This is a genomic window from Pseudomonas sp. PA-1-6B (genome assembly GCF_021609545.1).
Classification (GTDB): domain Bacteria; phylum Pseudomonadota; class Gammaproteobacteria; order Pseudomonadales; family Pseudomonadaceae; genus Aquipseudomonas; species Aquipseudomonas fluorescens_BV.
On the sequence record NZ_WJZM01000033.1, the window covers coordinates 46,451 to 71,090 of the forward strand.

Genomic DNA, 24,640 nt, shown 5'->3' on the forward strand with positions numbered 1-24,640 from the left:
GGCTCTGTTGTCAGGCCGGCGCGTGCGTGTCGTTTTCGTCTTCAGCGATGCTGTACCAGGCGTGGTAGGTCTGGCGCCGCGTGTCGCCATTGGCATTGAGCACGCGTACCGGGCGCCCCAACGCGTCATGAAAGTGCTGCTCGCTGGGACGCAAGGTGTTGAAGGCCGCATCGTCGATATAGCCGGCACGGTCGGCAAAGTAAGGTCGCCAGGTGCGCGCCAGGCAACCCTGATTGTCATACTCCACACGGCCGCTGATCCGCCAACGGCGAGTGGCATCGGTTGGCTCGGCACCCGAGCTCAACATACCGGCGTCATCGACTGCAAAGGCCGGGCCCGGTTGCGCCTTTTCCTGGGTTTGCCGCACGCGGCCAAAGCCGTCGCTGAAGGCGAGGGCTACCTGGATCTGCGCCGTTTGCGACGTGCCTTGCCAACGGTCGGCGTGCAGTACCACGACGTGCACCGGCACTTGCCTGGCCGCCTGAATCAGGCGCTTGAGGGTTTGATGATGGGGGAGCGCAGCGCTCAGGCTGTTCAGGCGTGCCAGCGCCGAGGCACGAATATGCCCGCTGGGCAGCAGGTAGCCGCTGCTTACCCATTGCGCCTGGATGCTGGCGGGTGGAATGCGCCCCATCCAACTGAACACGTCGTAGAAGCACGCGCTTTGAGCGTTGAGCAACGCCGCCTTCGGATCAGCCAGGGCCTGCGCCGGGCCCGTATCGGGCGTGCGGATGAAGGGCGTTGGGGCATCATGGCCCACGGGTTTTCCTTGCTCCTCACCCTTGAGGCCGGTCGCCAGCAACTGCCCGTGGGCGTCGTAGTGCGCGTAGCGTTGTGTACGCTGTGCGTCAGTCACCGTCACCGGCAGGCCAAGGCGGTAGTCGTACTGCGCCTGGGTCGTGCAGCCGTCCGCCAATTGCACTTTGATGATGTACAGCCCATAGCGGTCGTACTCGGACTGCGTGAATCCATGGTTCAGGCTCGCCTGATGCCGACGAGGCCGATAGAACATTTCGGCCTGGCCGTAACGGGTGTAACCCTGGCCGAGGGACCACAGGGTGATAGTCTCGTCCTGCCCGGGGTCCGGTGACAGGAACGCGGCCATGCTCCGATAGTGCTGCGCACTCAGCGTAGCAGTGACAGTGCGGCCCTCATACACCTCCAGCGCTTGCTGATCGAGTTCGGCTGTCTCGATATAGGCAGGCAGCGCCTGAAAACTCGCGGTGCCGGCCGGCAAGGGTTCGGTGTGCTCCGCCACGCAGTAGTGCTGCACCGACAGGCCGCCCAGCCTGCGTTCGGCAGATGTTCCCAGTGGATCGGACGGGCCCTGCGCAATGAAGTGTTCATAGCTTATTTTTTCAATCGCTAACGCCTCTTTGCTCAGTACCAGTACGTTGCTTCGTTGCTGGTAGGGCAAGTGCAAGCGCCAGCGCTGCGCGGCGTCCAGGTGAATGAAGCGGGCGCGGGTTTCGTTGAGGTAATACGTCTGCTGCGCTGAGTCGTGTGCGTCACGCCACCACTGCTGCTGGTGGGCTGGCCCGGGCGGTGGGGAGTCGCTGGCTGTCTTGCGACGGGCATAGTCGACCACCACGCTGTGCAGATTGCCGGCGTAGCGGTCCCAGCGCAGATTGAGTATGTGCCGACAGCACGGGTCGTCCGGTTGGCGCTCGTAGCGACAGGTCAGCGACTCCAGCAACAGTGGCAGCAGCACCGCCGGTTCGCCGGCCTTGGCCGACGGGCTTAATTGCCGTATGAGATAGCGCTGTTGCTGCACCGAATAGGGCACTGCCTGGGGTGGCGCATCGGCGGCGGCATACACCTCTTCACGCAGCAGGCTCCCCGCCAATGCACGCTGCATCGCGCGGCGGGTGGTTGCGACGGGCGTGGCGATCAGCGTGTCTCCTGTGCGCCCGGTCTCCAACTGGCCCAGCAAGGTTGGCCCCAGCGCGGGCGCCTGTGGGTCGCCCGGGTAAAAAGCCTCCTGCGAGGGCTCAAAGGTGTGGAACCAGCGTTTGGTCAACACCCCAGGCTGCGCATCGGCCGTAGGGGGCTGCTCGGTGTGCAACACCAGGCCAAAGCCGAGGAACTGGCGCTCCTCACGGTCATAGCAGGCTTGCCGGTAACGAAAATACTGGGTGGAGCGGTTGCCGCTGACCAGGTCCTTTTGCTGTTGCCGCTTGACCACCTGCACTGGGAACGCAAGGCTACTGCCTTGGGGCACTCCCAGGGTTTGCCAGTGCTGTTTTTCGTCGAGCCATTCCTGGGCGCTGCTGCGGTAGCTCAGCTGGGTGGTGGCCCCTCGGTTGTTGAGCGTGGCGGTTAACAAATACGGTTTGAGACTGACGAAGTCATACCGCCAGTGCTGGGGGGTCATGTGCGGCACGCTCAGGATCAGGCTGGAACAGCCCAGGCCTTGAAGGTCGGCAAAGCTGACCTGGCACGTCGCGTCATGGCGCACGCCCTCGGGCCAACGCAGTGTCAGTGGCTCCGATGCCAGCCCGCTGCCGGCGCGGTTCATATAGATCTGTACGTGTTCAGGCGCCAGGTAAATCAGGTCCACCGCGCCTGAACCATCCAGGTCTGCGAGGCGAATATGGGCGGCATCGAAGCTGGCGTGGTCGAACGCCAGTGTGGCGAAGACAAACCCTTTGCCGAAGCGTCCACGGCCGAGGTTGGGCCAGCATTTGATTTCGTTATGGCGGATACGCACCAGGTGTTGTTGGCCGCTGCCCAGGGGGTCGCAAAAGGCGATCAATTCGGCCGGCGAATGGCTGAGGGTGGGTAGCCCCTCATCGTCGGGCGCATGGCGCACCTCCTGGCCAGGATCAAACCCGCCGTCCTGGCGCTGAGCATACAGGCGCACGCTACCGCTGCCGATCAAGGCCAGGTCCAGCCTCCCGCTGCCCATCAGGTCGGCCAGTTGCCCGTGGGGATGGAAAAACTCCTGGGGCATCGCCGCAAAAGGCACGAAACCCGACCATTGCCGCTGCGAGTCGAGGCTGAAAAAACCACTCAGCCCCGGTTGCGCCACCACCCATTCCAGATGCCCATCGCCGTCAAGATCCGCCAGTGCCTGGCGCGTGGCTTGGGCGGTATCGGCGAGGGGGATGCGTGGCAGGGCCTGCCATGGACCATAGATCAGCGCATTGCTGCTGGCTGGGTTGGGGGCCCTGAGCGGCTCGCGGTAGTACCAGCTTTTATCGGTGCGGTGCAGGATGCCCGGCAAACCGTCGCGGTACAGGTCGACCAGTTGATAATGCTGCCCGTCGTTGATGCCCGCCATGGCGTCGAACGCTTGGTAGCGCGCGGCGTCCAGCGTCGGCACGAAGGCGCTGTAGGCCAGTTCCAGAGGCGGCCAGGCACTGGCGTTCCCCTGGGCGTCAAAGGCCTGGTTGTGCACGGCGTTCAGGCAACTGCCGATGGCGTGGCGATGGGTGTACTCCAGCAACAGACGCCGCGTCAGCACCGGCTCGGCGCCCAGGCTCGGCTCGTCGGGGAAGTAATGAAACATCAGCACTTGCTGGCACCGCCGCAGGGTGCCGAGTTCAAAGCCATAGGCATAACTGCTGATCGGGTCATTGCGGACCGGCCAAGCGTGTTGTTCGGCGTAGGTCGGCACTTGGCTCAGGCCGGTGTGGCGTTCACCATAATCCAGCAGCAGTTCGAAGTGCCATTGCTTGTCAGCAAGGGCGTCCGCGCGCCACAGCGCCAGATGCTCAAGGGGCTTGAGGTTGCCGTAGCACACCCGCGCCAGATAACGCTGGGCGCGATAGTCCCTGGCGGCGCTTGGCGGCTGGTCGTCGTGTTTGTAGTGGTAATAGATCTGTTCACCCAGCGGGTTGAGGCTTTCCTGCAACAGCCATTGGGCAACACGTAGGTCGTCGTTCGGGTCTGCACAGCGCGCGATCAGGGTCTTGCCGAACAGGTGCACGCAGCCGTCAGCCCCCTGAACCAGCCAGAACCCGGGCTTGTCGCTGTCGCAAGACCAATGCTCGATACGGTCGAAGCGCGCTTCTATCACCGGAAAATAGCGCACCACTCGGTGGGATTCACCCAGGGCCAGGCCGTTATAGTGGTCCCAGGTCGTGGCCTGAATTTCGCCGTCGGCATCACGCTCAGGGATCATGTCGATGCCTTGGGGGCTGATGAAACGGTCGTCATCACCGTAGGCCGGTACGCCTTTGCGGGTATCACGACTGATGGCGCTTGCCGACATCGCCCAGCCGAGGCCGAAGGGCCCGTTGCCTAGGGCGCTGCGATAACCCAGGCTCAGCGCCGGCGTGAAGCCACGGCCTGGCGAAATCGGCAAGGGCACCTCCAGGCACGCCTCACCCCGTGTGCCCACGGCGCCCCATTGCGCGCCGGGGCCCTGGATGGCGCCACCGCCCTTGGGCAGCGCCGGAATCTTCGGTTCCAAGAGTTCGGGCGGCTGCACGCTCATCGTTGACCTCCGGTGTTTTTAGCGGTGTAGCGCAGGTGCACGATGATATCGGTGAGGGATTCGAGTAGAGCGTTTTGCCGGGCATGGTTGGGAAAGGTCAGTTGCCAGGTGGAGATCGCTCCTGTGTATTCGAACGGCAGGTAACGCTCGTCGCTGTCGAAGTTCAAGGTGAATAATCCGCTGTCGTTGAGCCCGCTGGACAGGGCGATTTGCTGTTTGGCGCGCAGGTCTTTTTTTACCGCGGCTTCGGTGTGTCTGGTCGCGGGGGTGACGTGCGTGGTATTGGCGGTTTGGGTCAGGATGGCCTTGATGTCTTCATAGGGGCCCAGCGTGGCGGGCAGGGACACACTGACGTGCTTGATACGCCGCAGGTAATGGCCTGGGTAGTCGTCGTCAAACAGCTTGAGGGTCAGTTCAAAGGTCAAGGTGCCGGTTTTTACCAGGTCGGCTTTAAGCGCGGCCCAGGGCATGTCGCGCGTGGCCATCGGGTCTTGGCTGTGCAGATGGCGCAGCGACACGGTTTTAGTGATCTCCAGCAAACGTCCGTTGTGGGTGACGTAGGCGTTACTCATGCTCAGTAGATTTTGCTTGAGCGCTTCGCCGGCGCTGAAGCCGCGATATTGATGGGTCCAATGCTGGGTTTGAATGAAGTGCTTGTCCCACTGAGCCCGTTCTTCCTGCCAGCAGGCCTCGGCCGCCAGGCACAGCGACAGGGTCGAGTCATAGGCTTGGTAGTAGAAAGTGGAAAGTTGGCCATTGAGCCATTGATACAGTTGGGCGTTGGTAAAGCGTTTGCCGAGCTGGTCGTACAGGCTTCGTGCCTGGGTCAGGCTGGTCTGGGCCAGGCCCAGTTGCAAGCGGGTATGGGCTTGCTGTTCGGTATAAGCCTGCAGTTGGGCGTCGACCTGGGCCAGCTCAAGGCGTGCCTGTTCCAGCGAATGGGCCCACTCGGCGGCGCGTCGGGCAAACAGGTCGGTGCGGTCCAGGTGGGCAGCGTTGGCGCGCTTTTCATTGGCAATGCCTTGGGACGCCGCGTGCAGGGCGTGAAAAGCGCCCTCGTAGCGCACACCGCCGTTGGAGGTGCCAAAAATATTCGGTATCAGCATCGCCAGCCCCGCGCCGGCTTGTGCCACGGCGGCAGCGGTGTCCCAGCGCGCACTGTCCTGGTATTCCTGGGTGGCCTGGGCCTCGGCCGGGCTGATGCCTCGCTTGAGCTGCTGTTCGAAGAACGCCACCCGCGCTTCGACCATGCGGCGTCCTGCCAACAGCGCCTCCTGGTTCCTCGCATCGAACTGTACGGCCTGGGCCTGTTGCTCGACGGCCAGCCTCGCCAAGTCCCAGGCTTGCTGCTGCTGGGTTTCCAGGTACTGGGCCTGCTCTTTGCGTTCGAACAACGACAGTAAGGTCGTCCCCAACTGGATCAGGTTGTCGACCGCTTGCAAGGCGTGTCCCAGCAGCACCTGGAAGCGATAGTGCGCGGCCTGGGCGGTGCGCAGCGACGGGCGCAGGCTGGCGCCGACCGCCCCTTGCTGGTACGCGGCAAGCAGCGTTTGAGGCGTCAGGGTCGCGGCGTACAGCGGCAGACTCAAGGGTTTGCCGGTCAGATCCAGGTGATGGCGCAGGTTGTGCAGGCGAGATTCGATCTTGTCCCAGCGCAGCAGCAGATCAGGGCTCAGGGACCGACACAGCCGCGAGGTGCCCGCAGGTACTGTCGTGCTATCGAGCGTGGAAGGGTTTTGCAGTTTGTCCAGGGTCGTGGCTGCCCAGGGATCGACCGGGTTGAGCGGCGGCCTTGGCCCGAGCAAGCCCTTGACGCGGATGTACCACAACTTGGCGTCGGCCAGGCCGTCACGGGTCATTTGCCGGTAGGCCGCATCCCCGCGATTGAGCAGGATGTCGACGTACAACAGGTACAGCGCCTGACGAAAATGTACCGCGCTGCTTGTCGCCAATGGGTGGGACACGGACGAGACGTCGTGGCGTTGTGGCGCACTGGTAAGCAGCGCAGGCAGGCGCCAGAACCCGGATGGGTGTACGGGATCGAACACGTAGCGTATCCACGTTTCGGCCTCGGCGTATTGCTGCTCCTGGTTCAGGCGTTGTGCCAACAGCCAGGGCAGGTAAAGAAACAACTCCCAGTAGTAGGTGCCATGGGGGCCGTGGAAGTCCAGTGGGCTCGGGTCTTTCTTGCCTGGCAATGGCGGCTCGCGCCAGGCATCCGGCGCCAACGCAAACAGCTCATGCAAACCTGCGCCCGCGGTTTTTGCCAGCAGCCCGGCCACGCAGGTGTTGGTGCGTATGGGCGCCCGTTTGTTTTCAGGCTTATCGAGAGACTCGATAGTGGACCCGTTGAAGTCGATGAACTCTGCCGTGCCATAGGGCGGGGTAGCGAGTCGCCGGATAAACGGAGCCAGTGGAATGATGGGGGTGCTGTTATCGGGCGGCAGGGTGAAAGTCGCGGTTTTCAGCGCGTAGCCCAGGATGATGGGGTCGGGGTAATGCACATCGCTTTCCAGCAGCAACACGCCGTGAATCAGCGTCAATGTGGAAGCCGTCGTGTCAGTGGAGTCCTCGTCGTAGGGGTGCAAGGTCGAGGGGGAGAGTTCGATCTGCGCCTCAAGCGTGTGCGTTTCGGAGAGTTCAGTGAACGTGTCGCGCAGGGTGCGCCGAGAGGCGTCTGCCAGGCCGACAAGTACCGTGTTATTGCGGTGAGGGCTTTCCGGTAAAGCGCTGTCTCCCTGTCTGGGATACATCAACACGGGTTTGTACAGGCGTTGTTTCTGCTGGACCTGGACCTTGTCCAGTACTAAGTCGTAGGCATGGCTGCTGGACTCCGCTTGATTGTTGTAGAACGAGAGAATGACGGTATAGGTGGCGTCCGGCGTATTGAAAAAATAATCGAAGGCTTCTTGGCTAATGCGTTGGTCGCGCAGATTGAATGTCGTGCTTGTCGGGTTTTCTTGATCTTTTTCAATCTGCGGCAGGGTAAAGGTCGTCGGCTGATTCGCTGCATTTTTTATGAATTGGGCATAGCTGACGCCGGTCTCGTTGCACTTGAGGGTGAAGTCGATGCGCACGTTGGAGAAGGTTGCCAGCTTGACGCTCTCCAGAAAAATCTCGGCGGTGGGGCCTAACGCCAGCGTCTCATTCTGGGCAGGACCGCTGCTGCTGAGGGTCATGGTCAAATTGACCAGTGCGTCTGCCTTGCTGAACCTGACAGTGCGGTGCGGTTCGAAGCGTTTCGCCAGGCGGGTGGTGACCTCCAGTACTGACGTCGTTCGGTTGAACCGGATATCGCTCTCAGCCGAAAGACTGCCGATATGCTGTTGATTGTCTTCGTAATTCCAGCCATGGGTGGTGCCATGGGGCGCATTGTTGGTCAGGGAGTGAACTTTGACCTGGACCGTTTCGGGCGCCCTGAATTGAAATCTTGACCTGTTGTGGTGCCCGAACAGGGCCTGGTACCGCCCGGCCAGTTCAGACTCTTTATGCCAGGAGAACATCCGCCGAGTGCTGCCCAGGGTTTCCAGCCAATGGACGTTGAAGTGTTGATCCAGCCGTACCGCTTGAAAGAAATGCCGATGCAGGCCGTTGTGCGAGGAAGCCGTTTGATGGTTCGGCTGTGCGCTCAGGCCCAGGAACAGTGACGGCGGTTGGCTTTGTGAATCGAGTACGGCGATGGACGCGGTGGCACTCATCAGGTCTTCCGAACTCAATTCGTCAAGGCCCTGTGCCAGGCTGTATTCCTGAATGCAGGCCTGCGGCACGCTCCAACTGTCATCCAGTTTTTTATAGGAAAAGTACAAGCGCAACTGTAGATAGGTGGTCTTTATCCGGGTTTCCAACCGTTGTTGGTATTCCTTCTCCGATTCGACATCACCTCGTCCAATCGGGGTGATGTCCCTCGACGACGACGTCGGGTTGATGCATTGGGCCCACACCACGAAGAGGCGCCCGTTGAACACCACCGGGCGAATCGTCTGTTCGGGGACGTTATCGTCAATCGACAGCGGGATCTTTTGCCAGGAGGACCAGGCTGGCGGAGTGGCCGCGTTGCCCGAGGCCATTTTCAGCGTGCGCCAGTAATAGGTGTTTTCCGGACTGGACTTGCCGGTGAAGTAATAAGTGCTGCTGGCAAAGCTGTCTTTATCACCGTCGATATAACCATTGAGGGTCTTGATGTTGGCAAGTGCTTCGAAGCGGCTGAGGTAACTGTGGACGGCTGTCTGCAGCGGCGCAGGCTCGATGCGAAATTGGTTGAGCTGGTTCTCCAGTTGCCTGAAGTTGTCGCTTTTGTCATGGCGCAATGCAGGGCTCAGGTAGGTGGCCGGGTAGTGCTGAAGTTGCTGGTGGGCACGCCACAGTGAATAGGACAGCAACTGGTCTCGCCACTCGGTCTGCTCGTCAGCGCTCATGCCCTGTTCGTCGTAGCCGGGCTCCAGGCCCAGGTAAATGCCTGTGATGTACTGCTGCAGGCTGGCAATGGCGCTGGCGACACGGGTGGTGGGTACCGTATGGCTGACCTGGGGGTCGAGCAGCCAATAGGTATAGACATCGTCGACGGTCTTGACGGTATCGGCCACTGCCGTGTCTTCAGGCAGCACGCTGTTGAGGTAGAACCCCAGCATTGCGTCGCGCAGGTGTTCGTTGAGGTGTTGGGTGAGGGTGTCAGACATGGTCATTCCTTGAACCAGGCGAAATACAACGGGGTTAGGGGGCTGTGGCGATCAATGCCGAGCCAACGTGTTGCCAGTCTTCATTCATCAAGGTGGCATGCAGGTCGGCAGCCTTGAGCAAGGCGCTGGCGGAGAGGCCGGTGAGCCTGACGGCTTCATGGCAACGCAGGAGCCAGTCCAGGTCGGCCAGGGTCTTCACCTGTTTGGCAGGCAGGGATTCAACGAGCAGGTTGACTTCATCGACATCCCACTTGAGCAATGCGGCCAGTTGCGAAGTGCAAGCCTCATTGTCAGTTATGGCGGAGCCTTCGACGGAGGATGAATTGGCACACTGCAAATAGGCGAGCACGCTGTCCTGGGCCAGTCCGTAGGTGCTCAGGCAATGGGCAAAGCGTTGCAGCAGGTACAGCGTGCTCAGCGTCAGCTTGAGCAGCGAGGCCGCGGTGTGGTCCGGGCTCAGCCAGTGCGGATGGAGCACGAAGGCCTGCAAGGCCTCACGGCTCACTGCCAGCCCCAAGGACACTTCGGCATCCGGCAGGCTCAGCAGTACATTTTTGTGCAGCTCCGTGGTGGACTCGGCAGTGGCGGTTCGGGCAATTTGTCGAACCACGAGTTTGCGCCATTGCAGGTACGCGGCGGGGTCACCGGCAAGGTGTGAGGGAGCGTTGAGCAGCGTGTCGATTTTTGCTTTCAGCGGCTGCATTTGTTGGTAGAACGCGCCCAGCTTCTTGGTCACTGCCTGTTTGGCATCGCTGTGCAGAGCCGTGTTGCCTTTTGGGTCGAGGCTCAGGGTCTGGGCTTCGATAAGCTGCACCAGCGCATTGGGCAGTTCTTTGGGCGGCGCGGGCTTGAGCAGCGGTTGGCTGTGCAGCAGCCCTTGTACGATGAGGGCATGCCAGGCAATGGGCGCCGCTTTGGTGTCAGGCTCGGGCTGGGGCAATGACAGGTCAGCGAGGTCCTCTTGCGCCAACAGGCCATGCCGGGTCAGTTCGACCACCTCATCGAGTTGGGTGATGTACGTCTGCACGTGGGGCGGTGGAGATTGGGCATCCAATAGCAATTGGCGGCGAAGCTGATCAACCGTTTGACCCGTGTCGTTGAGCCAGCGGACCAGCCAGTCCATTTGCATCAGCACATCGAGCAGGTCGGCAGGGGCATTGACGCCGGAGCGACGCAGGCTCGGGTTGACCAGTTGGGCGGTGTAATCCTTACCGCCCAGCAGCGCTGCCACATGGTAGCTGTCGAGCACTGACAGCCCGAACAACCGCGCGATCCGGGTTTGGCGATACAGCGCGCTATAAAACGTAAGCGTCGGGCAAGCAGCGGGTAGATGCAGGCGGGCCTGCTTGATCAGCCAGTGCAACGAGGCCGGGGTGTCGCTCAGGTGCAGGCCGGCGCAGAGCTGGTGGCGCAGGGTTGTCGAGATTTCCTCCCTCAAGGCCAGTGTCGGCCTGTCCAGCGTCAATGCCTGGCCTGGCAACGGGGCGGGATTGAACAGCTGGTCGTACAGCGACAGACGAGTGCCAGGTGCCCACACCGGTATCTCATCCAGCACGGCGGCAAAGGCTTGCAATGACAGGCTGTAGCGGCGCTCCAGATAGCGATAGACGCCCAGTGCGCGCAGGGTGTTGTCGTTGGCGGGCCGCGCCGGGTCGCCCTCGTGTTCACGCCGCACGACGCTCGTTGACAGGGCGTCGAGTGCGTCGAAGGGCAATTGCGTCCAGCGTTGCAGGCGGATCATTCGGTGCAGGCGCTGATAACGTTCCCATGAGGTATTGAGCAGGCGCGCACCACCCTTGTCCTGTGTAGTGATCGACAGGGGCGACTGGGTCGCGCCAGCCTCGGTGATCGGCCCGTTCACGTACGCGGCACCGTCGTGCAGGCGCAGCTTGGCCGGCGGCGTTGGCAGGGCGCTTGCCAGAACATTGCTCGACAGCACCGGCACATACTTGCCGCAGGCCAGTAGCGCTTCGGTCTGATCGGCGGTGAGTCCGGTTTTCTGCAACCAGTGGGACAACTCCTCAAGGGGCTGCTCCTGGGTACCATAGTGCTGGGTAAAAAAATCTTCTGCCTGTACGTCTCCCGTTCTTATTAACAAAGGCTCGGTCAATAACACCTGCTGGGCAGGGCTCAGCCCGGACAGCAAACGTTGCGCTTCATAGGCCTCGTGCCGGACCACGCCGTAAGTGTTTTGCGCGCGCTGGCTGGTGGGCAGCTTGAGGCTGATGCGGTAACTGAGTTCGCCCAATTGTGGCTTGCCGCCGGACAAACCGAGCCAGCACTGGCGATGCGCGCGTTCGAACGGCAGCACGAAGGGGAAGCGTTGCCTGCCGAGCACCTCATCAAGGGAGCGGCCGCGGTATTCACGGCGGGTTTGTTTGAGATGAGCGTCGATCTGGCGGGACAGGGTTTCGTTGATCATCGATAGTTGAGGAATCACAGCGCTGAGGCTGCGTTCGTCCAGGGGCAGTGTCTTGAGTTCGGGTCGTCGCCGGTCGAGGGTGATCTTGGGCTGTTTGCCTTTACCGCTTTTTTCCAGCGCTTGGGCAAACAGGTATAACGCCTTCAGGTAGGCGATCGGGGAGTCGATTGCCGCCATGGAAGAGGCCGAACACAGCAGGTGCCAGTCCTCTTTGAACAGGTGGGTATAGGTGGGGGAATGGGTGTCCATTGTGATGAATCTCCTGAAAGCCCCCGGCCACTGCCAAGGGCAATGGCACGCTAGCATGGGGCGCCAGGCCGGCTCGGTCGGCCGGATCGCTGAGTGAGCGAGGAGAAATCATCGGTGCAAATCGATAGCGCGACAGGGCCTGTGGGTCACTGTCGCGCGCGCGCGAACCTTGCTGCGAGGAGGTAGCCGTTACGCCGCCAGCGGTTTTTTCGCCATGGCTTTTTTGTGCGCGGCCTTCATCGCTTCCATCTCGGCTCCCAGCTCTTCGAGCAGCGCTTTACCCAGCAGTTTCTTGGCCTGAGGGAACATCTCGGTTTCTTCTTCTTCGATATGGTGCTCAAGCAACTCCTTGACCACTTTGGCGCGACCGGAAAACTCGGTGGACGATGGGTCGGTTTTCTTCAAGTCCGGCAGTACCAGCGAGTCGACGGTGCGGTGCTCTTCCTTGGCTTCGTGGTACATGATGTCCTGTTCCTTGCCCCCGGCTTTTCTGAACGCGGGGTAGAGGATCTCTTCTTCGAGTTGGGTATGCAGGGTGATCTCCATTTCGAGTTTGGCCAACAACTCGGTACGCTTTTTTACCCCGCGTTCAGTGGATTCGCTCAACTGCGTCAGCAGGGTCTTGACGCGTTCATGGTCGGCTTTGAGCAGGTCGATGGCATTCATAGGTAACCTCACGGGGGGTATGCGGGCGTGTCGAAGTGCACGCCTCGTGGTGAGGAAGGTTGCATCAGGTGTACCAACTTTTATTGTTAAAAATTAACTTATAAATCAGTTGGTTGTGTTATTCGGTGTGCTTGGAGGTCGTGCAGCTTGCATGGTCGGGCCGCGTTGAGGTTGCACAACGCACAACCGGTTGCTGACGCTCCAGCGCAAGGGGCGGCCATAAAGTGTGGCCTGGAAAATTCTAATGGAACCCTTGGGGCATCTGCTTGACCTAACGCTTAGACTTCAGGAGGTGAATCATGCAAATTGAGTATATCTGGATCGTATTGGCGGTGGTTCTGCTGCTCTTGGAACTCTGGGCGATCAATATCGTTTTGCGCAGCACTGGCGGATGGGAGACCAAGGGGTTGTGGGTCGTGGTGCTGGTGTTCGTGCCGCTGCTGGGGTTGATTGCGTGGGCGATGTTCGGACCCAAGCGTGAAATGGCGCAGCAGCGTAAAAGCTGAAGCGGTGAGTGATAAAAAACAGGCGCCCATGGGGTAATGCCAGTCAGTTAAGACAGAATCGGTAACTGTGGCGAGGGAGCTTGCTCCCGCTGGGGCGCGAAGCGGCCCCAAAAATGGGACTGCTACGCAGTCCAGCGGGAGCAAGCTCCCTCGCCACAAGTCACTGGTTGTCTGCTCGAGCTCTTAACTGACTGGCATTACGCCCATGGGGCGCCTGTTTTCATTGCGGTCAACCGATCAGCCGCCGACGGCCTTGGCAATCGCCTCATTGAACGCCGGTAGATCGTCCGGCGTACGCGAGGTGATCAAAGTCCAGCCATTGGCCTGGCACTCTTTAACCTCGGCATCCACCACGCCGGCAGCGCCGGCGTTTTCAAGGTCGATGCGCACGCTTTTATAGGCGGTCAGGGTTTTGCCCTTGACCACGCCAGCGTCGATCAGGGTCCATGGCCCGTGGCAGATCGCCGCGATGGTCTTGCCGGCCTGCACGAACTCATTGATCAAGCGCAGCGCGGCGGCATCCTGGCGCAGTGTATCGGCATTCACTGTACCGCCCGGGATGACCAGCGCATCGAAGTCGGCGCTGACAACATCCGACAGTTGCACGTCGGATTCCACGGTCTGGTCTTTTTCCGTGTCGCCGACAAATGTCTGGGTAGTGCCGCCTTTGCTGGAGGCGTGCGTTACGGTCGCGCCGTAGCCACGCAGCGTCTCCAGAGGCTTGAGCAACTCGTCGCGCTCGATGCCGGTGTTGGAGGTGATGACGAGGATGTGCTTGCCGTTGAGTTGCGAGCTCATGGTCGAGTATCTCCTTGGGTCATGGATGGATTAATGGGCGTATTTGGTTTGCAGTTCCTTGGCCATTTTCAGGTGGGCTTCAAGGGTGGGCAGGGTCTTGGTGGCGAAGGCTTTCAGCTCGGGATTGTCTGAGGAGGCCGCTTCTTTCTTGAACAGTTCGACGGTTTTTTCATGGGCCGCTACCTGGTTGTTGGAATAGGCCTTGTCAAAGGATTCATCGCGCATTTCCAGGATGGCTTTCTTCGCCTGGTCGGTGAGCGCAGCGTCATCGGGTACTTCGATATCGAGTTTTTTCGCCAGGGCCATCAGTTCCTGATTGGCCTTGGTATGGTCTGTGACCATATGCTGGGCGAAGGTCTTTACGTCCGCCGAGCTGCTTTTTTCCAGGGCCAGCTTGCCCGCTTCCACCTCGGTGATACCGCCCTCGGCGGCGTTGTCGACAAAGTCGTTGGAGGTCGCCGCCATCGCGGTGGAAATCGAGCCTGCAATCAGCATGAAGGTAAGGCCCATCGGTTTCATCAGTCGAGTTTTCATGGTGTCTCTCCTTGGAAATGGCGGGATGCCGTTACCTGACTGTTGAATCGAGAGGCGGGTAAAAGGTTTAAATTTTTTTGCGCTTTTTTGCCCAGTGGTGAGGCGAGGCAATTGACTTGAACCAATCCGGATTCGCAGGGTTCTGCTACATAGGGCCGCCATCTCAGGGGCCTGCCAATGCCAGGAGGATTGCACTGTGACTGATCGTAAAACCGCCGATAAAACCCCCGACCCCGTCAGCTCTGAAGACGCGCAAAAAGGTAATGCCGAGACCACAAAAGGGCAGACGCTTGAACCTGCGAACCCCAAGACTGAAACCATCGACAAAGTCGTGACGCCGACCTCGATCAAGGACATTGAACGGCAAACGGATGCAATCAACGAGAAACTCAACAACGGGCGTTGAACCTGCTGAGTTGATCGGTGGAGACGGAGCGAGATCCTGTGGCGGCCTGAAAGCTGCCACTGCTACTTTTTATAAAAAAATATAATAATTAGCTTAGATTAAAATGTGCTTTTTATTATTTATGACCATCCCCTAGTCTTGCCTGGAAGTCCCTTAGGTCATCCAGGAAGATTTGCCATGAGTAGCGTCACGCCGATTTCCAGTGTCTTGAGCAATGTGCGCCAGCGGGTCACACCGCAAGAGTGGGAGGTGCGGGTCAAGTTGGCCGCGGCCTACCGACTGGCGGCGTTGTACAAGTGGACCGATCATATCTACACGCATTTCTCCGCGCGGGTGCCAGGGCCTGAGGCGCATTTCCTGATCAATGCTTTCGGGCTGTTGTTCGACGAAATCAGCGCCTCCAACCTGGTCAAGGTCGATCTGGACGGCACCCTCGTCGATGACCCTACGGGCCTGGGGATCAACTACGCCGGCTATGTGATCCACAGCGCCATCCACGGCGCACGCCATGATTTGCAAGCGGTGCTGCACACCCACACCCGCGACGGTATTGCGGTGTCGGCGCAGAAGCAGGGGTTGTTGCCGATCTCCCAGCACGCTATCGCATTCTCGGGGCGTGTGGCTTACCACGGTTACGAAGGCGTGGCGCTGGACCTGGACGAGCGTGAACGGCTGGTGGCGGATTTGGGCGACAAGAGTGTGATGATCCTGCGTAACCACGGCTTGTTGACGGGCGGCGTCAGCGTCGAGCATGCCTTCCAGCAACTACAATGCCTGGAGCGGGCCTGCAACATCCAGATTGCGGCACAGGCAGCGGGGAATGCCGAGTTGACCTTCCCACCGGCTGAGGTGGTGGCCAAGGTCGAGCAGCAGGCCAAGGTGTTCAGCAATGGCGAAGGCCCGGGCGTGGCGCGGCATTGGAATGCGCTGGTGCGCCAGCTTGAGCGTACCGATACCGACTACAAGAACTGAGTCGGGTCAGTTCAGAGCGTGGGAACGATCATCAAAACCTCACGTCAAGGCGATAGTTGACGCGTTGCTGTGCGGCCCGACGGTACTGGCACGGTCCGCCAGGTAACGGGCTGGCGGTTGGCCCATGGCCTTGCGGAACATGGTGATAAACCCGCTGGCATTTTCATAACCCAGGTCCAGCGCCACGCTCTGCACACTCTCGCCGTTGGCCAGGCGCTGTAGTGAAAGGATTACATGCAACTGCCGGCGCCAGCGACCGAAGCTCAGGCCGATCTCTTCCAGCAGCAGGCGGGTCATGCTGCGTTCGCTCATGCCGATGCGCACGGCCCATTCGCCCAAGGTAGATTTATCGCCGGGGTTGGCCAATAAGCTGTTGGCCAGCCGATGCAAGCGGGGGTCTTGGGGCATCGGCAAATGCAGGGCTTCGATGGGGGCCAGGGCCAACTCGTCGAGTAACGTCGCCACCAGCCGGCCCTGGGCGCCGTCTTCGTCGTAGAGCTGCGGGAAGCTGACCGCCTTGCCGATCAATTCGTGCAGCAATGGCGACACCGACAGCGTGCAACATTGCCGGGGCAGGGCGCTGGCGGCGTCCGGGTTGATCAACAGGCAATAGACATCTGCTTCGCCAGCGCCACGGGCCGCGTGGGTCACACCGCCGGGAATCCACAATGCGCATTGCGGCGGCACGATCCAGATACCCGCCTCGATCACGCAATGCACCACGCCGCGCAAGGTGTAGATCAATTGCCCGTGTTGATGGTGGTGAGGGGTATGTTCCCAGCGTTCGGACGTACTCGAGGCGCCCACTGCAACAATCGAGCGAGGGATCGCGGCGGCGTCGCGGACCCGGCAGGGGTCGTACTGGTCGAGGCGGTGATGAACCATGCTGATAACTGCCTTGGCTGGATTGCGAAATATTCTGGCTATTCTATGCAATGCTGTCCAGCGTCACGCGCCCTATGATGAGAACCAATCTCATCAAAGGAGCTTTGCCATGCGACTCGACAGTTCAACTTTCCCGGTGGTGAAAATCTTTTTCGACGCGCCTGACGACGGCGGGCCGGAAGATGCCTTCCTGATTTTCGAACGCCTGCTGGCCCGTGAGCAGCCCTTCTTGCTGCTGCACGAAAAAGCCGTGGATGAGAACAATCACGAACATGCTCAGGAAGAGCGCAAGCGCGCGTCTATCTGGATGAAGAAAAACAAGGCTGCCTTGCGCGCCTACGTCAAAGGCATGATCCAAGTGGAGCCCAGCACTGCCAAGCGCCTGGCCCTCAAGCCCTTTGCCGTGACGTTCGGCAAGGCCTGGGGCTACCCGCTGCTGGTGGTGGAGTCCAAGGACCGCGCCTGGGCGTTGGCGCAGGATGTGCTGGATGCAGAAGTGTCGGATGTGGCGTATTTCTGAGCCTGGCCAAAGCTCGACAGCGTCCACAATTGAACTACCTTGATTGACGAGCCTTCCCACTCGGTACTCAAGCATGCGCACTTTATGGACGCGGTACCTGGCGTTGCTGGAAAACGACCTGAGCACGCAGATTTTCGACAATGTTAAAAACCTGTTGGTCTGCGCGCTGTTGTTTGCGGCGGGGACCAACGCGCTAGTGGGGCCGCGCGACTTGCTGATCGGTATCTTCGCCTCCAGCGTCGCGGGCTGGGGCTTGATTGTGCTGTCCACGGTGCTGATGCTGTTGAACGTCAGCGACGGCATTCGCCGCCTGGCCAAATTGCGTTATCACTTGGCGTTGCAACTGTTGTTGATCCTGATCTACGTGGTGATTGCCGAACGGGTGGTAGAGATTGTGTGGGTGTTGCGCGCCCACTGAAGTATCCTCCGCGCCTCGTTTACCACTGATTCGAACAAAGATGACAGGACAAGCTATGCAGGCGCTGCTGGAGTCGATCCTCGACGAAGTGCGCCCTTTGATCGGCCTCGGCAAAGTCGCCGATTACATTCCCGCGCTGGCCGACGTGCCCGCCAACCAACTCGGCATCGCGGTATACGGCAACGATGGCGCGGCCTACTGCGCCGGTGATGCCGACACGCTGTTTTCGGTGCAGAGCATTTCCAAGGTATTCAGCCTGGTGCAGGCCATCGACCATGGCGGCGAAACCATCTGGGAGCGCTTGGGCCATGAGCCCTCGGGGCAGCCGTTCAACTCCATGGTGCAGCTGGAATTCGAACGTGGCCGCCCGCGCAACCCCTTTATCAACGCTGGCGCGCTGGTGATCTGCGACATCAACCAGTCGCGCTTCGCCGTGCCGATTCTGTCGATGCGCGACTTTGTACGGCGCCTGTCGGGCAACCCGCAGATCCTGGTCAACAGCGTCGTGGCCGAATCTGAAGCCCAGCATGGTGCGCGCAATGCGGCCATGGCCTACCTGATGAAGTCGTTCGGCAACTTTCATAACGATGTGGACGCGGTGCTGCACAGCTACTTCAACTATTGCGCGTTGCAGATGAGCTGCCTGGACCTGGCCCGAGCGTTCAGCTTCCTGGCCAATGAAGGCGTGAGTGCCCACAGTGGCGAGCAGGTGCTGACGGCGCGCCAGACCAAGCAAGTGAACTCGATCATGGCCACCAGCGGGCTTTATGACGAGGCGGGCAATTTTGCCTACCGCGTGGGCCTGCCGGGCAAGAGTGGGGTCGGCGGCGGGATCGTCGCGGTGGTGCCGGGGCAGTTCACGGTATGCGTGTGGTCGCCGGAGCTGAACGCAGCGGGTAATTCGCTGGCGGGGATGAAGGCGTTGGAATTGTTGAGTGAGCGGATTGGGTGGTCGGTGTTTTGAGACCGTGAGATCTTTATTTTTGTGGAAGCTGGCTTGCCCGCGATGGCGGTGGTTCAGTTGAAGAATCATTGACTGACAGGTCGCCTTCGCGGGCAAGCCCGCTCCCACAGGGATCTATGCCTGGTGCCGATTCTGTGGGCAACCCACAACCAGTGTGGGAGCTGGCTTGCCTGCGAAAGCGGTGGCTCAGTTGAATATTCAGTGACTGACACGCCGCCTTCGCGGGCAAGCCCGCTCCCACAGGGATCTATGCCTGGTGCCGATTCTGTGGGCAACCCATAACCAGTGTGGGAGCTGGCTTGCCTGCGATAGCGGTGGCTCAGTTGGAGAATCATTGACTGACAGGTCGCCATCGCGGGCAAGCCCGCTCCCACAGGGATCTATGCCTGGTGCCGATTCTGTGGGCAACCCATAACCAGTGTGGGAGCTGGCTTGCCTGCGAAAGCGGTGGTTCAGTGACAGACTCATTGACTGACACGCCGCCATCGCGGGCAAGCCCGCTCCCACAGGGATCTATGCCTGGTGCCGATTCTGTGGGCAACCCACAACCAGTGTGGGAGCTGGCTTGCCTGCGAAAGCGGTGGTCCAGTGACAGATTAATTGACTGACACGCCGCCATCGCGGGCAAGCCCGCTCCCACATTTTGATCCTCATTGTTCTTCGAGCTGTAGGTGAGCCCAAACAAAAAATGCGCCCCTTGGGGCGCATTCTTTTGCTCGGTCAGCTATGGCCTATCAGGCCGTCGCATCCCAGGCCCGATCACCGTTCTCGTCTTTGATCCGAGTCGGCAAGCCCATCACATCCAGCGCTTTCAGGAACGGCTCAGCCGGCAGTTCCTCGACGTTGGCCATGTGCTTCACATCCCACTCGCCACGCGCCACCAGCAGCGCAGCGGCTACCGGTGGTACGCCTGCGGTGTAGGAGATGCCCTGGCTGTCGGTCTCGGCATAGGCCTCTTCATGATCAGCCACGTTGTAGATGAACATCTCACGCGGTTGGCCATCCTTGGTGCCTTTGACCAGATCACCGATGCAGGTCTTGCCGGTGTAGCCCGGGGCGAGCGAAGACGGGTCGGGCAGCACGGCCTTGACCACTTTCAGCGGCACCACTTCCAGGCCTTCGGCGGTCTTGACCGGCTGTTCGGAGAGCAGGCCGAGGTTTTTCAGCACGGTGAACACGTTGATGTAGTGTTCGCCAAAGCTCATCCAGAAACGCACGTTGGGCACGTCGAGGTTTTTCGACAGCGAGTGCACTTCATCGTGGCCGGTGAGGTAGAGGTTCTGCGAACCGACTACCGGCAGGTCGTCGGTGCGTTTGACTTCGAACATGGTGTTGCTGGTCCACTGGCTGTTCTGCCAGCTCCACACCTGCCCGGTGAATTCGCGGAAGTTGATTTCCGGATCGAAATTGGTGGCGAAGTATTTGCCATGGGAGCCGGCATTGACGTCGAGAATGTCGATCGAATCAATGCGGTCGAAATGCTGTTGCTGCGCCAGCGCGGCATACGCGTTGACGACACCTGGGTCGAAGCCCACGCCAAGGATGGCGGTGATGTTCTTCTGTTTGCACTCTTGCAGGTGGTTCCACTCGTAGTTGCCGTACCACGGCGGGGTCTCGCAGACCTTGCCCGGCTCTTCGTGGATGGCGGTGTCGAGGTAAGCCACGCCCGTGTCGATGCAGGCACGCAGTACCGACATGTTGAGGAAGGCGGAGCCGACGTTGATGACGATCTGCGAATCGGTCTCGCGGATCAGGGCCTTGGTCGCTTCCACGTCCAGGGCGTTCAGCGCGAAGGCTTGGATATCGGCGGGAACCTTGAGGCTACCCTTGGCCTTGACGCTGTCGATGATGGCCTGGCATTTGGAGATGTTGCGCGACGCGATAGCAATACGACCGAGTTCGTCGTTGTGCTGCGCGCACTTGTGGGCCACCACCTTGGCGACACCTCCTGCACCAATGATAAGAACGTTCTTTTTCAATTGCTTTATCTCTCCTTTATCCGCCAGCTCAGGACAGGCTGGACAGGTAGTCGTCGTAACCAAATTCACGAACCACCTCGACTGTACCGTCGAGTTGTTTCACTACGATGGACGGCATTTTCAGGCCGTTGAACCAGTTTTTCTTGACCATGGTGTAGCCTGCGGTGTCGATGAACGACAGCCGATCGCCGATGGCCAGCGGACGATCAAATTGATACTCGCCGAAGATGTCCCCGGCCAGGCAGGATTTGCCGCACACCATGTAGGTGTGTTCACCCTCGCTCGGCGCCAGTTTGGCGTTGAGGCGGTAGATCAGCAGGTCCAGCAGGTGGGCTTCGATGGAGCTGTCGACCACGGCGAGGTTCTTGCCGTTGTAGAGAGTGTCGAGCACGGTGACTTCCAGGGAGGCGCTGTTGGTGATCGCCGCTTCGCCGGGTTCCAGGTAGACCTGCACGCCGTACCTCTCGGAGAACGCTTTGAGCCGTGCGCAGAATGCATCCAGTGCATAGCCTTCGCCGGTGAAATGGATGCCGCCGCCGAGGCTGACCCACTTGACCTTGTGCAGCAGCGCACCGAAGCGTTCCTCGATGGTGCCGAGCATCTTGTCGAACAGGCTGAAGTCGCCGTTCTCGCAGTTGTTGTGGAACATGAAGCCGGAGATCTGATCGATCACGCCATCGATCTTCACCGGGTCCCACTCGCCCAGGCGGCTGAACGGGCGCGCCGGGTCGGCCAGCAGGTAGTCAGAGCTGCTCACCTGCGGGTTCACACGCAGGCCGCGGGTCTTGCCTTCGCTGCGTTCGGCAAAACGCTGCAACTGGCTGATGGAGTTGAAGATGATCTTGTCGCAGTTCTCCAGCATCTCTTCGATTTCATCGTCGGCCCAGGCCACGCTGTAGGCGTGCGCTTCACCTTCGAACTTCTGGCGACCGAGCTTGAGCTCATACAGCGACGACGAGGTGGTGCCGTCCATGTATTGCTGCATCAAGTCGAATACCGACCAGGTGGCAAAGCACTTGAGCGCCAGCAGAGCCTTGGCGCCGGACTGTTCGCGCACGTAGGCAATCTTCTGCATGTTGACCAGAAGCTTCTGTTTATCGATGAGGTAGTACGGCGTTTTGATCATTTTTGAGAGCCTGCGGCGGTGCCTGCCAAAAAAGGACACGCATTGTGCCCGCACTTGGAACAGATCGAAAGGTTAGCCGACGGATTTTGCGCGCCACGTTAAGCATAGGGCGTAAGTATGACCGTTCATAAGAATCATGCCGCCTCCTGTGGGAGCGCTCGAGCCTCAGCGAGGCCGCGATGACGGCTGTTCTGGCACCCCACACATCAACAATAGCGCCGCGAATATCCTGCTTACCTGAACATGAGTAAATCTTGTGATGATCTAGAACAGAATGAGTTTGTCTCAAGACACCCCTCTGCCGACAATGACCGCCATCAATCACACCATCGGAGTTGTAAGTCATGGCAGTCGCTCATTCCCTCGGGTTTCCACGCATTGGACGCGATCGTGAACTGAAAAAAGCGCAGGAAGCGTTCTGGAAGGGTGAGCTCGACGAAGCCGGCCTGCGCGCCGTTGGCCGTGATTTGCGCAGCACCCACTGGGCCCTGCAACAGCAAGCCGGCATCGAACTGTTGCCGGTCGGTGATTTCGCCTGGTACGACCAAGTGCTGACCCACTCGCTGATGTTCGGCGTGGTCCCTGAGCGGTTCCGGCCGGCCGATGGCCAGGCCACGTTGCATACCTTGTTCGCCATGGCGCGTGGCGTCAGTGACAGCTGCTGCGGCGGTGCCCATGCCCAGGAGATGACCAAGTGGTTCGACACCAACTATCACTACCTGGTGCCGGAGTTCAGCGTCGATCAGCAATTCCACCTGGCGTGGGACCAACTCTTCGAAGAGGTTCAGGAAGCCCTCGACCTGGGGCACAGCGTCAAGCCCGTGGTGATCGGCCCGCTGACCTATTTGTGGCTGGGCAAGGCCAAGGGCGCTGACTTCGACAAGCTCGACCTGCTCGAGCGACTGCTGCCGCTGTATGGCCAGATATTCCAGCGCCTGGCCGAATTGGGCGTGGAGTGGGTGCAGATCGACGAGCCAATCCTTGCGCTCGATCTGCCTCAGGATTGGAAGAACGCTTTTGAGCGCGCCTATAACCTGATCCAGCGCGACCCGCTGAAAAAATTGGTGGCCACTTACTTCGGCGGCCTGGAAGAAAACCTTGGCCTGGCTGCCAACCTGCCGGTGGATGGCCTGCATATCGACCTGGTGCGTGCGCCGGACCAGTACCCGACCATCCTCGACCGCCTGCCAGCGTACAAGGTGCTGTCCCTGGGCGTGGTCAACGGCCGAAACGTGTGGCGTTGCGACCTGGAAAAAGCCCTGGCCACCTTGCAGCATGCCCATGAGAAGTTGGGCGATCGCCTGTGGGTCGCGCCGTCCTGCTCGCTGCTGCACAGCCCGGTGGACCTGGAACGGGAAGACCATTTGGATGCCGAACTGAAAAGCTGGCTGGCCTTCGCCGTGCAGAAGTGCGCGGAAGTGGCGCTACTGGCCAAGGCCGTCGATCAGCCCCAAGCCCCTGGCGTACTCACCGCCCTGGCTGAGAGCCGCGCAGTACAGGCAGCTCGCGCTGCATCGCCACGTATTCACAAGCCTGCCGTTCAAGCTCGTGTAGCGGCCATCACTGCACGGGAGAGCCAGCGTCAGTCGCCGTTTGCCCAGCGCATCGTGAAACAGCGAGCCGGGCTTGATCTGCCATTGTTCCCGACCACCACCATCGGCTCGTTTCCACAGACCGCTTCGATCCGCCTGGCGCGCCAGTCCTACAAGGCCGGCAAGTTGAGCCACGCCGAATACGTCGAAGCCATGCACAGTGAGATCAAGCACGCTGTCGAGGTGCAGGAAAACCTTGGCCTGGACGTGTTGGTGCACGGTGAAGCCGAGCGTAACGACATGGTCGAGTACTTCGCCGAACAACTGGATGGCTACGCGTTCACCCGGTTCGGCTGGGTGCAGAGCTATGGTTCGCGCTGTGTGAAACCCGCAGTGATTGTCGGTGACCTGAGCCGCCCGAACGCCATGACCGTGGAGTGGATTCGCTATGCCCAAGGCCTCACCGACAAGGTGATGAAGGGCATGCTCACAGGCCCGGTGACCATGTTGATGTGGTCGTTCCCACGGGAAGACCTGAGCCGCGAAGTGCAGGCCCGGCAACTGGCCCTGGCGATTCGTGACGAAGTGGTGGACCTGGAAGCGGCCGGCATCAAGATCGTGCAGATCGACGAAGCGGCTTTTCGTGAGGGCTTGCCGTTGCGCCAGGCGCAGTGGCAGCACTACCTGGATTGGGCGACTGAAGTGTTTCGTTTGTGCGCGAGTGGCGTGGGCGATGAAACCCAGATCCACACCCACATGTGCTACAGCGAGTTCAACGATGTGATCGAGTCCATCGCCGCCATGGATGCCGACGTGATCACCATCGAAACCTCACGCTCGGACATGGAGCTGCTCGACGCGTTCGAAGCCTTCGCCTACCCGAATGAGATCGGCCCGGGGGTCTACGACATCCACTCGCCACGGGTGCCGGATGCCTCGGAAATGGCCAACTTGCTGCGCAAGGCCGCCAAGCGGATTCCGGCAGAGCGCTTATGGGTGAACCCCGATTGCGGCTTGAAGACGCGGGGCTGGCCGGAGACTGAAGCGGCGCTCATTCATATGGTCACCGCGGCCCGACAGCTGCGTGCTGAACTGGCCTGATTCCTGAGCCTGGCGCGGTTAAAACTGTGGGAGCGGGCTTGCTCGCGAATGCGGTCTTTCAGCCACAGCAGCAGTGGCTGACACACCGCCTTCGCGAGCAAGCCCGCTCCCACAGGGGATCTGTGGCAGGTGCTGATTGTGTGGGCGATGCGTAACCAGTGTGGGGGCTGGCTTGCCTGCGATAGCGGTGGTCCAGTTGAACATTCAGTGACTGACACACCGCTTTCGCGGGCAAGCCCGCTCCCACAGGGGATCCGTGGCAGGCGCTGATTATGTGCGCGATGCGTAACCAGTGTGGGAGCTGGCCTGCCTGCGATAGCCATAGGTATCTACACAACTTCGGCACGACGCTAAATCTGTGGCGAGGGAGCTTGCTCCCGTGACGGCCTGGCAGCCGACACAGATATAACTGATGCCCCGCGATCCAATGTGGGAGCTGGCTTGC

The 24,640-nt window shown here is 60.3% G+C and carries 16 protein-coding genes; 7 read left to right on the forward strand and 9 right to left on the reverse strand.

Annotated elements, in window-relative coordinates; all coding sequences use genetic code 11:
• Positions 1 to 10: 10 nt before the first annotated feature.
• The 4 genes from GIV35_RS16730 to GIV35_RS16745 form a co-directional block, all read right to left on the reverse strand.
• On the reverse strand, positions 11 to 4,441 hold the full coding sequence (locus GIV35_RS16730; protein WP_236265748.1) for a SpvB/TcaC N-terminal domain-containing protein: 4,431 nt from the start codon (positions 4,439 to 4,441) through the stop codon (positions 11 to 13).
• Entirely contained in the window at positions 4,438 to 9,117 is a 4,680-nt protein-coding gene (locus tag GIV35_RS16735; protein ID WP_236485893.1) for a neuraminidase-like domain-containing protein, read from the reverse strand. The genes GIV35_RS16730 and GIV35_RS16735 overlap by 4 nt, the downstream gene beginning before the upstream one ends.
• Before the next feature lie 34 nt (positions 9,118 to 9,151).
• On the reverse strand, positions 9,152 to 11,788 hold the full coding sequence (locus tag GIV35_RS16740; RefSeq protein WP_236304686.1) for a Tc toxin subunit A: 2,637 nt from the start codon (positions 11,786 to 11,788) through the stop codon (positions 9,152 to 9,154).
• A gap of 189 nt (positions 11,789 to 11,977) precedes the next feature.
• Positions 11,978 to 12,454 (reverse strand): hemerythrin domain-containing protein, encoded by a 477-nt coding sequence (locus GIV35_RS16745; RefSeq protein ID WP_236265968.1) that lies wholly within the window; start codon positions 12,452 to 12,454, stop codon positions 11,978 to 11,980.
• A gap of 299 nt (positions 12,455 to 12,753) precedes the next feature.
• Between GIV35_RS16745 and GIV35_RS16750 the strand changes: the two genes are divergently transcribed.
• Complete coding sequence (locus GIV35_RS16750; protein WP_003191730.1) at positions 12,754 to 12,960, forward strand: hypothetical protein; 207 nt, start codon at positions 12,754 to 12,756, stop codon at positions 12,958 to 12,960.
• A gap of 237 nt (positions 12,961 to 13,197) precedes the next feature.
• On the opposite strand, the gene GIV35_RS16755 is transcribed toward GIV35_RS16750, so the two are convergent.
• Both GIV35_RS16755 and GIV35_RS16760 read right to left on the reverse strand, forming a co-directional pair.
• Positions 13,198 to 13,758 carry a type 1 glutamine amidotransferase domain-containing protein gene (locus GIV35_RS16755; RefSeq protein WP_003191729.1) on the reverse strand — a complete coding sequence of 187 codons (561 nt, stop codon included), beginning with the start codon at positions 13,756 to 13,758 and terminating at the stop codon, positions 13,198 to 13,200.
• A gap of 30 nt (positions 13,759 to 13,788) precedes the next feature.
• Entirely contained in the window at positions 13,789 to 14,292 is a 504-nt protein-coding gene (locus GIV35_RS16760) for a DUF4142 domain-containing protein (RefSeq protein ID WP_223023693.1), read from the reverse strand.
• Between the two features lie 196 nt (positions 14,293 to 14,488).
• Between GIV35_RS16760 and GIV35_RS16765 the strand changes: the two genes are divergently transcribed.
• Both GIV35_RS16765 and GIV35_RS16770 read left to right on the forward strand, forming a co-directional pair.
• Entirely contained in the window at positions 14,489 to 14,698 is a 210-nt protein-coding gene (locus GIV35_RS16765; protein ID WP_054897760.1) for a hypothetical protein, read from the forward strand.
• A 177-nt stretch (positions 14,699 to 14,875) separates the two neighbouring features.
• Positions 14,876 to 15,670 carry a class II aldolase/adducin family protein gene (locus GIV35_RS16770; RefSeq protein ID WP_236265552.1) on the forward strand — a complete coding sequence of 265 codons (795 nt, stop codon included), beginning with the start codon at positions 14,876 to 14,878 and terminating at the stop codon, positions 15,668 to 15,670.
• Positions 15,671 to 15,709: 39 nt separating this feature from the next.
• Here GIV35_RS16770 and GIV35_RS16775 read toward each other — a convergent pair whose 3' ends face one another.
• The gene (locus tag GIV35_RS16775; protein ID WP_105226653.1) at positions 15,710 to 16,555 is read right to left on the reverse strand and encodes an AraC family transcriptional regulator; all 846 of its coding nucleotides are present in this window, start codon (positions 16,553 to 16,555) and stop codon (positions 15,710 to 15,712) included.
• Positions 16,556 to 16,664: 109 nt separating this feature from the next.
• On the opposite strand from GIV35_RS16775, the gene GIV35_RS16780 reads away from it, so the two are divergent.
• From GIV35_RS16780 to glsB, 3 genes are all read left to right on the forward strand, one after another.
• Entirely contained in the window at positions 16,665 to 17,075 is a 411-nt protein-coding gene (locus tag GIV35_RS16780; protein ID WP_105226654.1) for a hypothetical protein, read from the forward strand.
• A gap of 73 nt (positions 17,076 to 17,148) precedes the next feature.
• Positions 17,149 to 17,493 (forward strand): hypothetical protein, encoded by a 345-nt coding sequence (locus tag GIV35_RS16785; RefSeq protein ID WP_103451477.1) that lies wholly within the window; start codon positions 17,149 to 17,151, stop codon positions 17,491 to 17,493.
• Between the two features lie 55 nt (positions 17,494 to 17,548).
• Entirely contained in the window at positions 17,549 to 18,457 is a 909-nt protein-coding gene (gene glsB, locus GIV35_RS16790; RefSeq protein ID WP_200649517.1) for a glutaminase B, read from the forward strand.
• Positions 18,458 to 19,191: 734 nt separating this feature from the next.
• Here glsB and GIV35_RS16795 read toward each other — a convergent pair.
• Together GIV35_RS16795 and GIV35_RS16800 are read right to left on the reverse strand one after the other, a co-directional pair.
• Positions 19,192 to 20,436: a saccharopine dehydrogenase family protein gene (locus GIV35_RS16795; RefSeq protein WP_032901677.1), complete on the reverse strand. Its 1,245-nt coding sequence runs from the start codon at positions 20,434 to 20,436 to the stop codon at positions 19,192 to 19,194.
• A 28-nt stretch (positions 20,437 to 20,464) separates the two neighbouring features.
• Positions 20,465 to 21,562, reverse strand: coding sequence for a carboxynorspermidine decarboxylase (locus tag GIV35_RS16800; protein ID WP_236265550.1), 1,098 nt, complete (start codon positions 21,560 to 21,562; stop codon positions 20,465 to 20,467).
• 344 nt (positions 21,563 to 21,906) lie between these two features.
• Here GIV35_RS16800 and metE point away from each other — a divergent pair, with 344 nt between their 5' ends.
• Positions 21,907 to 24,195 carry a 5-methyltetrahydropteroyltriglutamate--homocysteine S-methyltransferase gene (metE, locus tag GIV35_RS16805; RefSeq protein WP_223024007.1) on the forward strand — a complete coding sequence of 763 codons (2,289 nt, stop codon included), beginning with the start codon at positions 21,907 to 21,909 and terminating at the stop codon, positions 24,193 to 24,195.
• Positions 24,196 to 24,640: the final 445 nt, after the last annotated feature.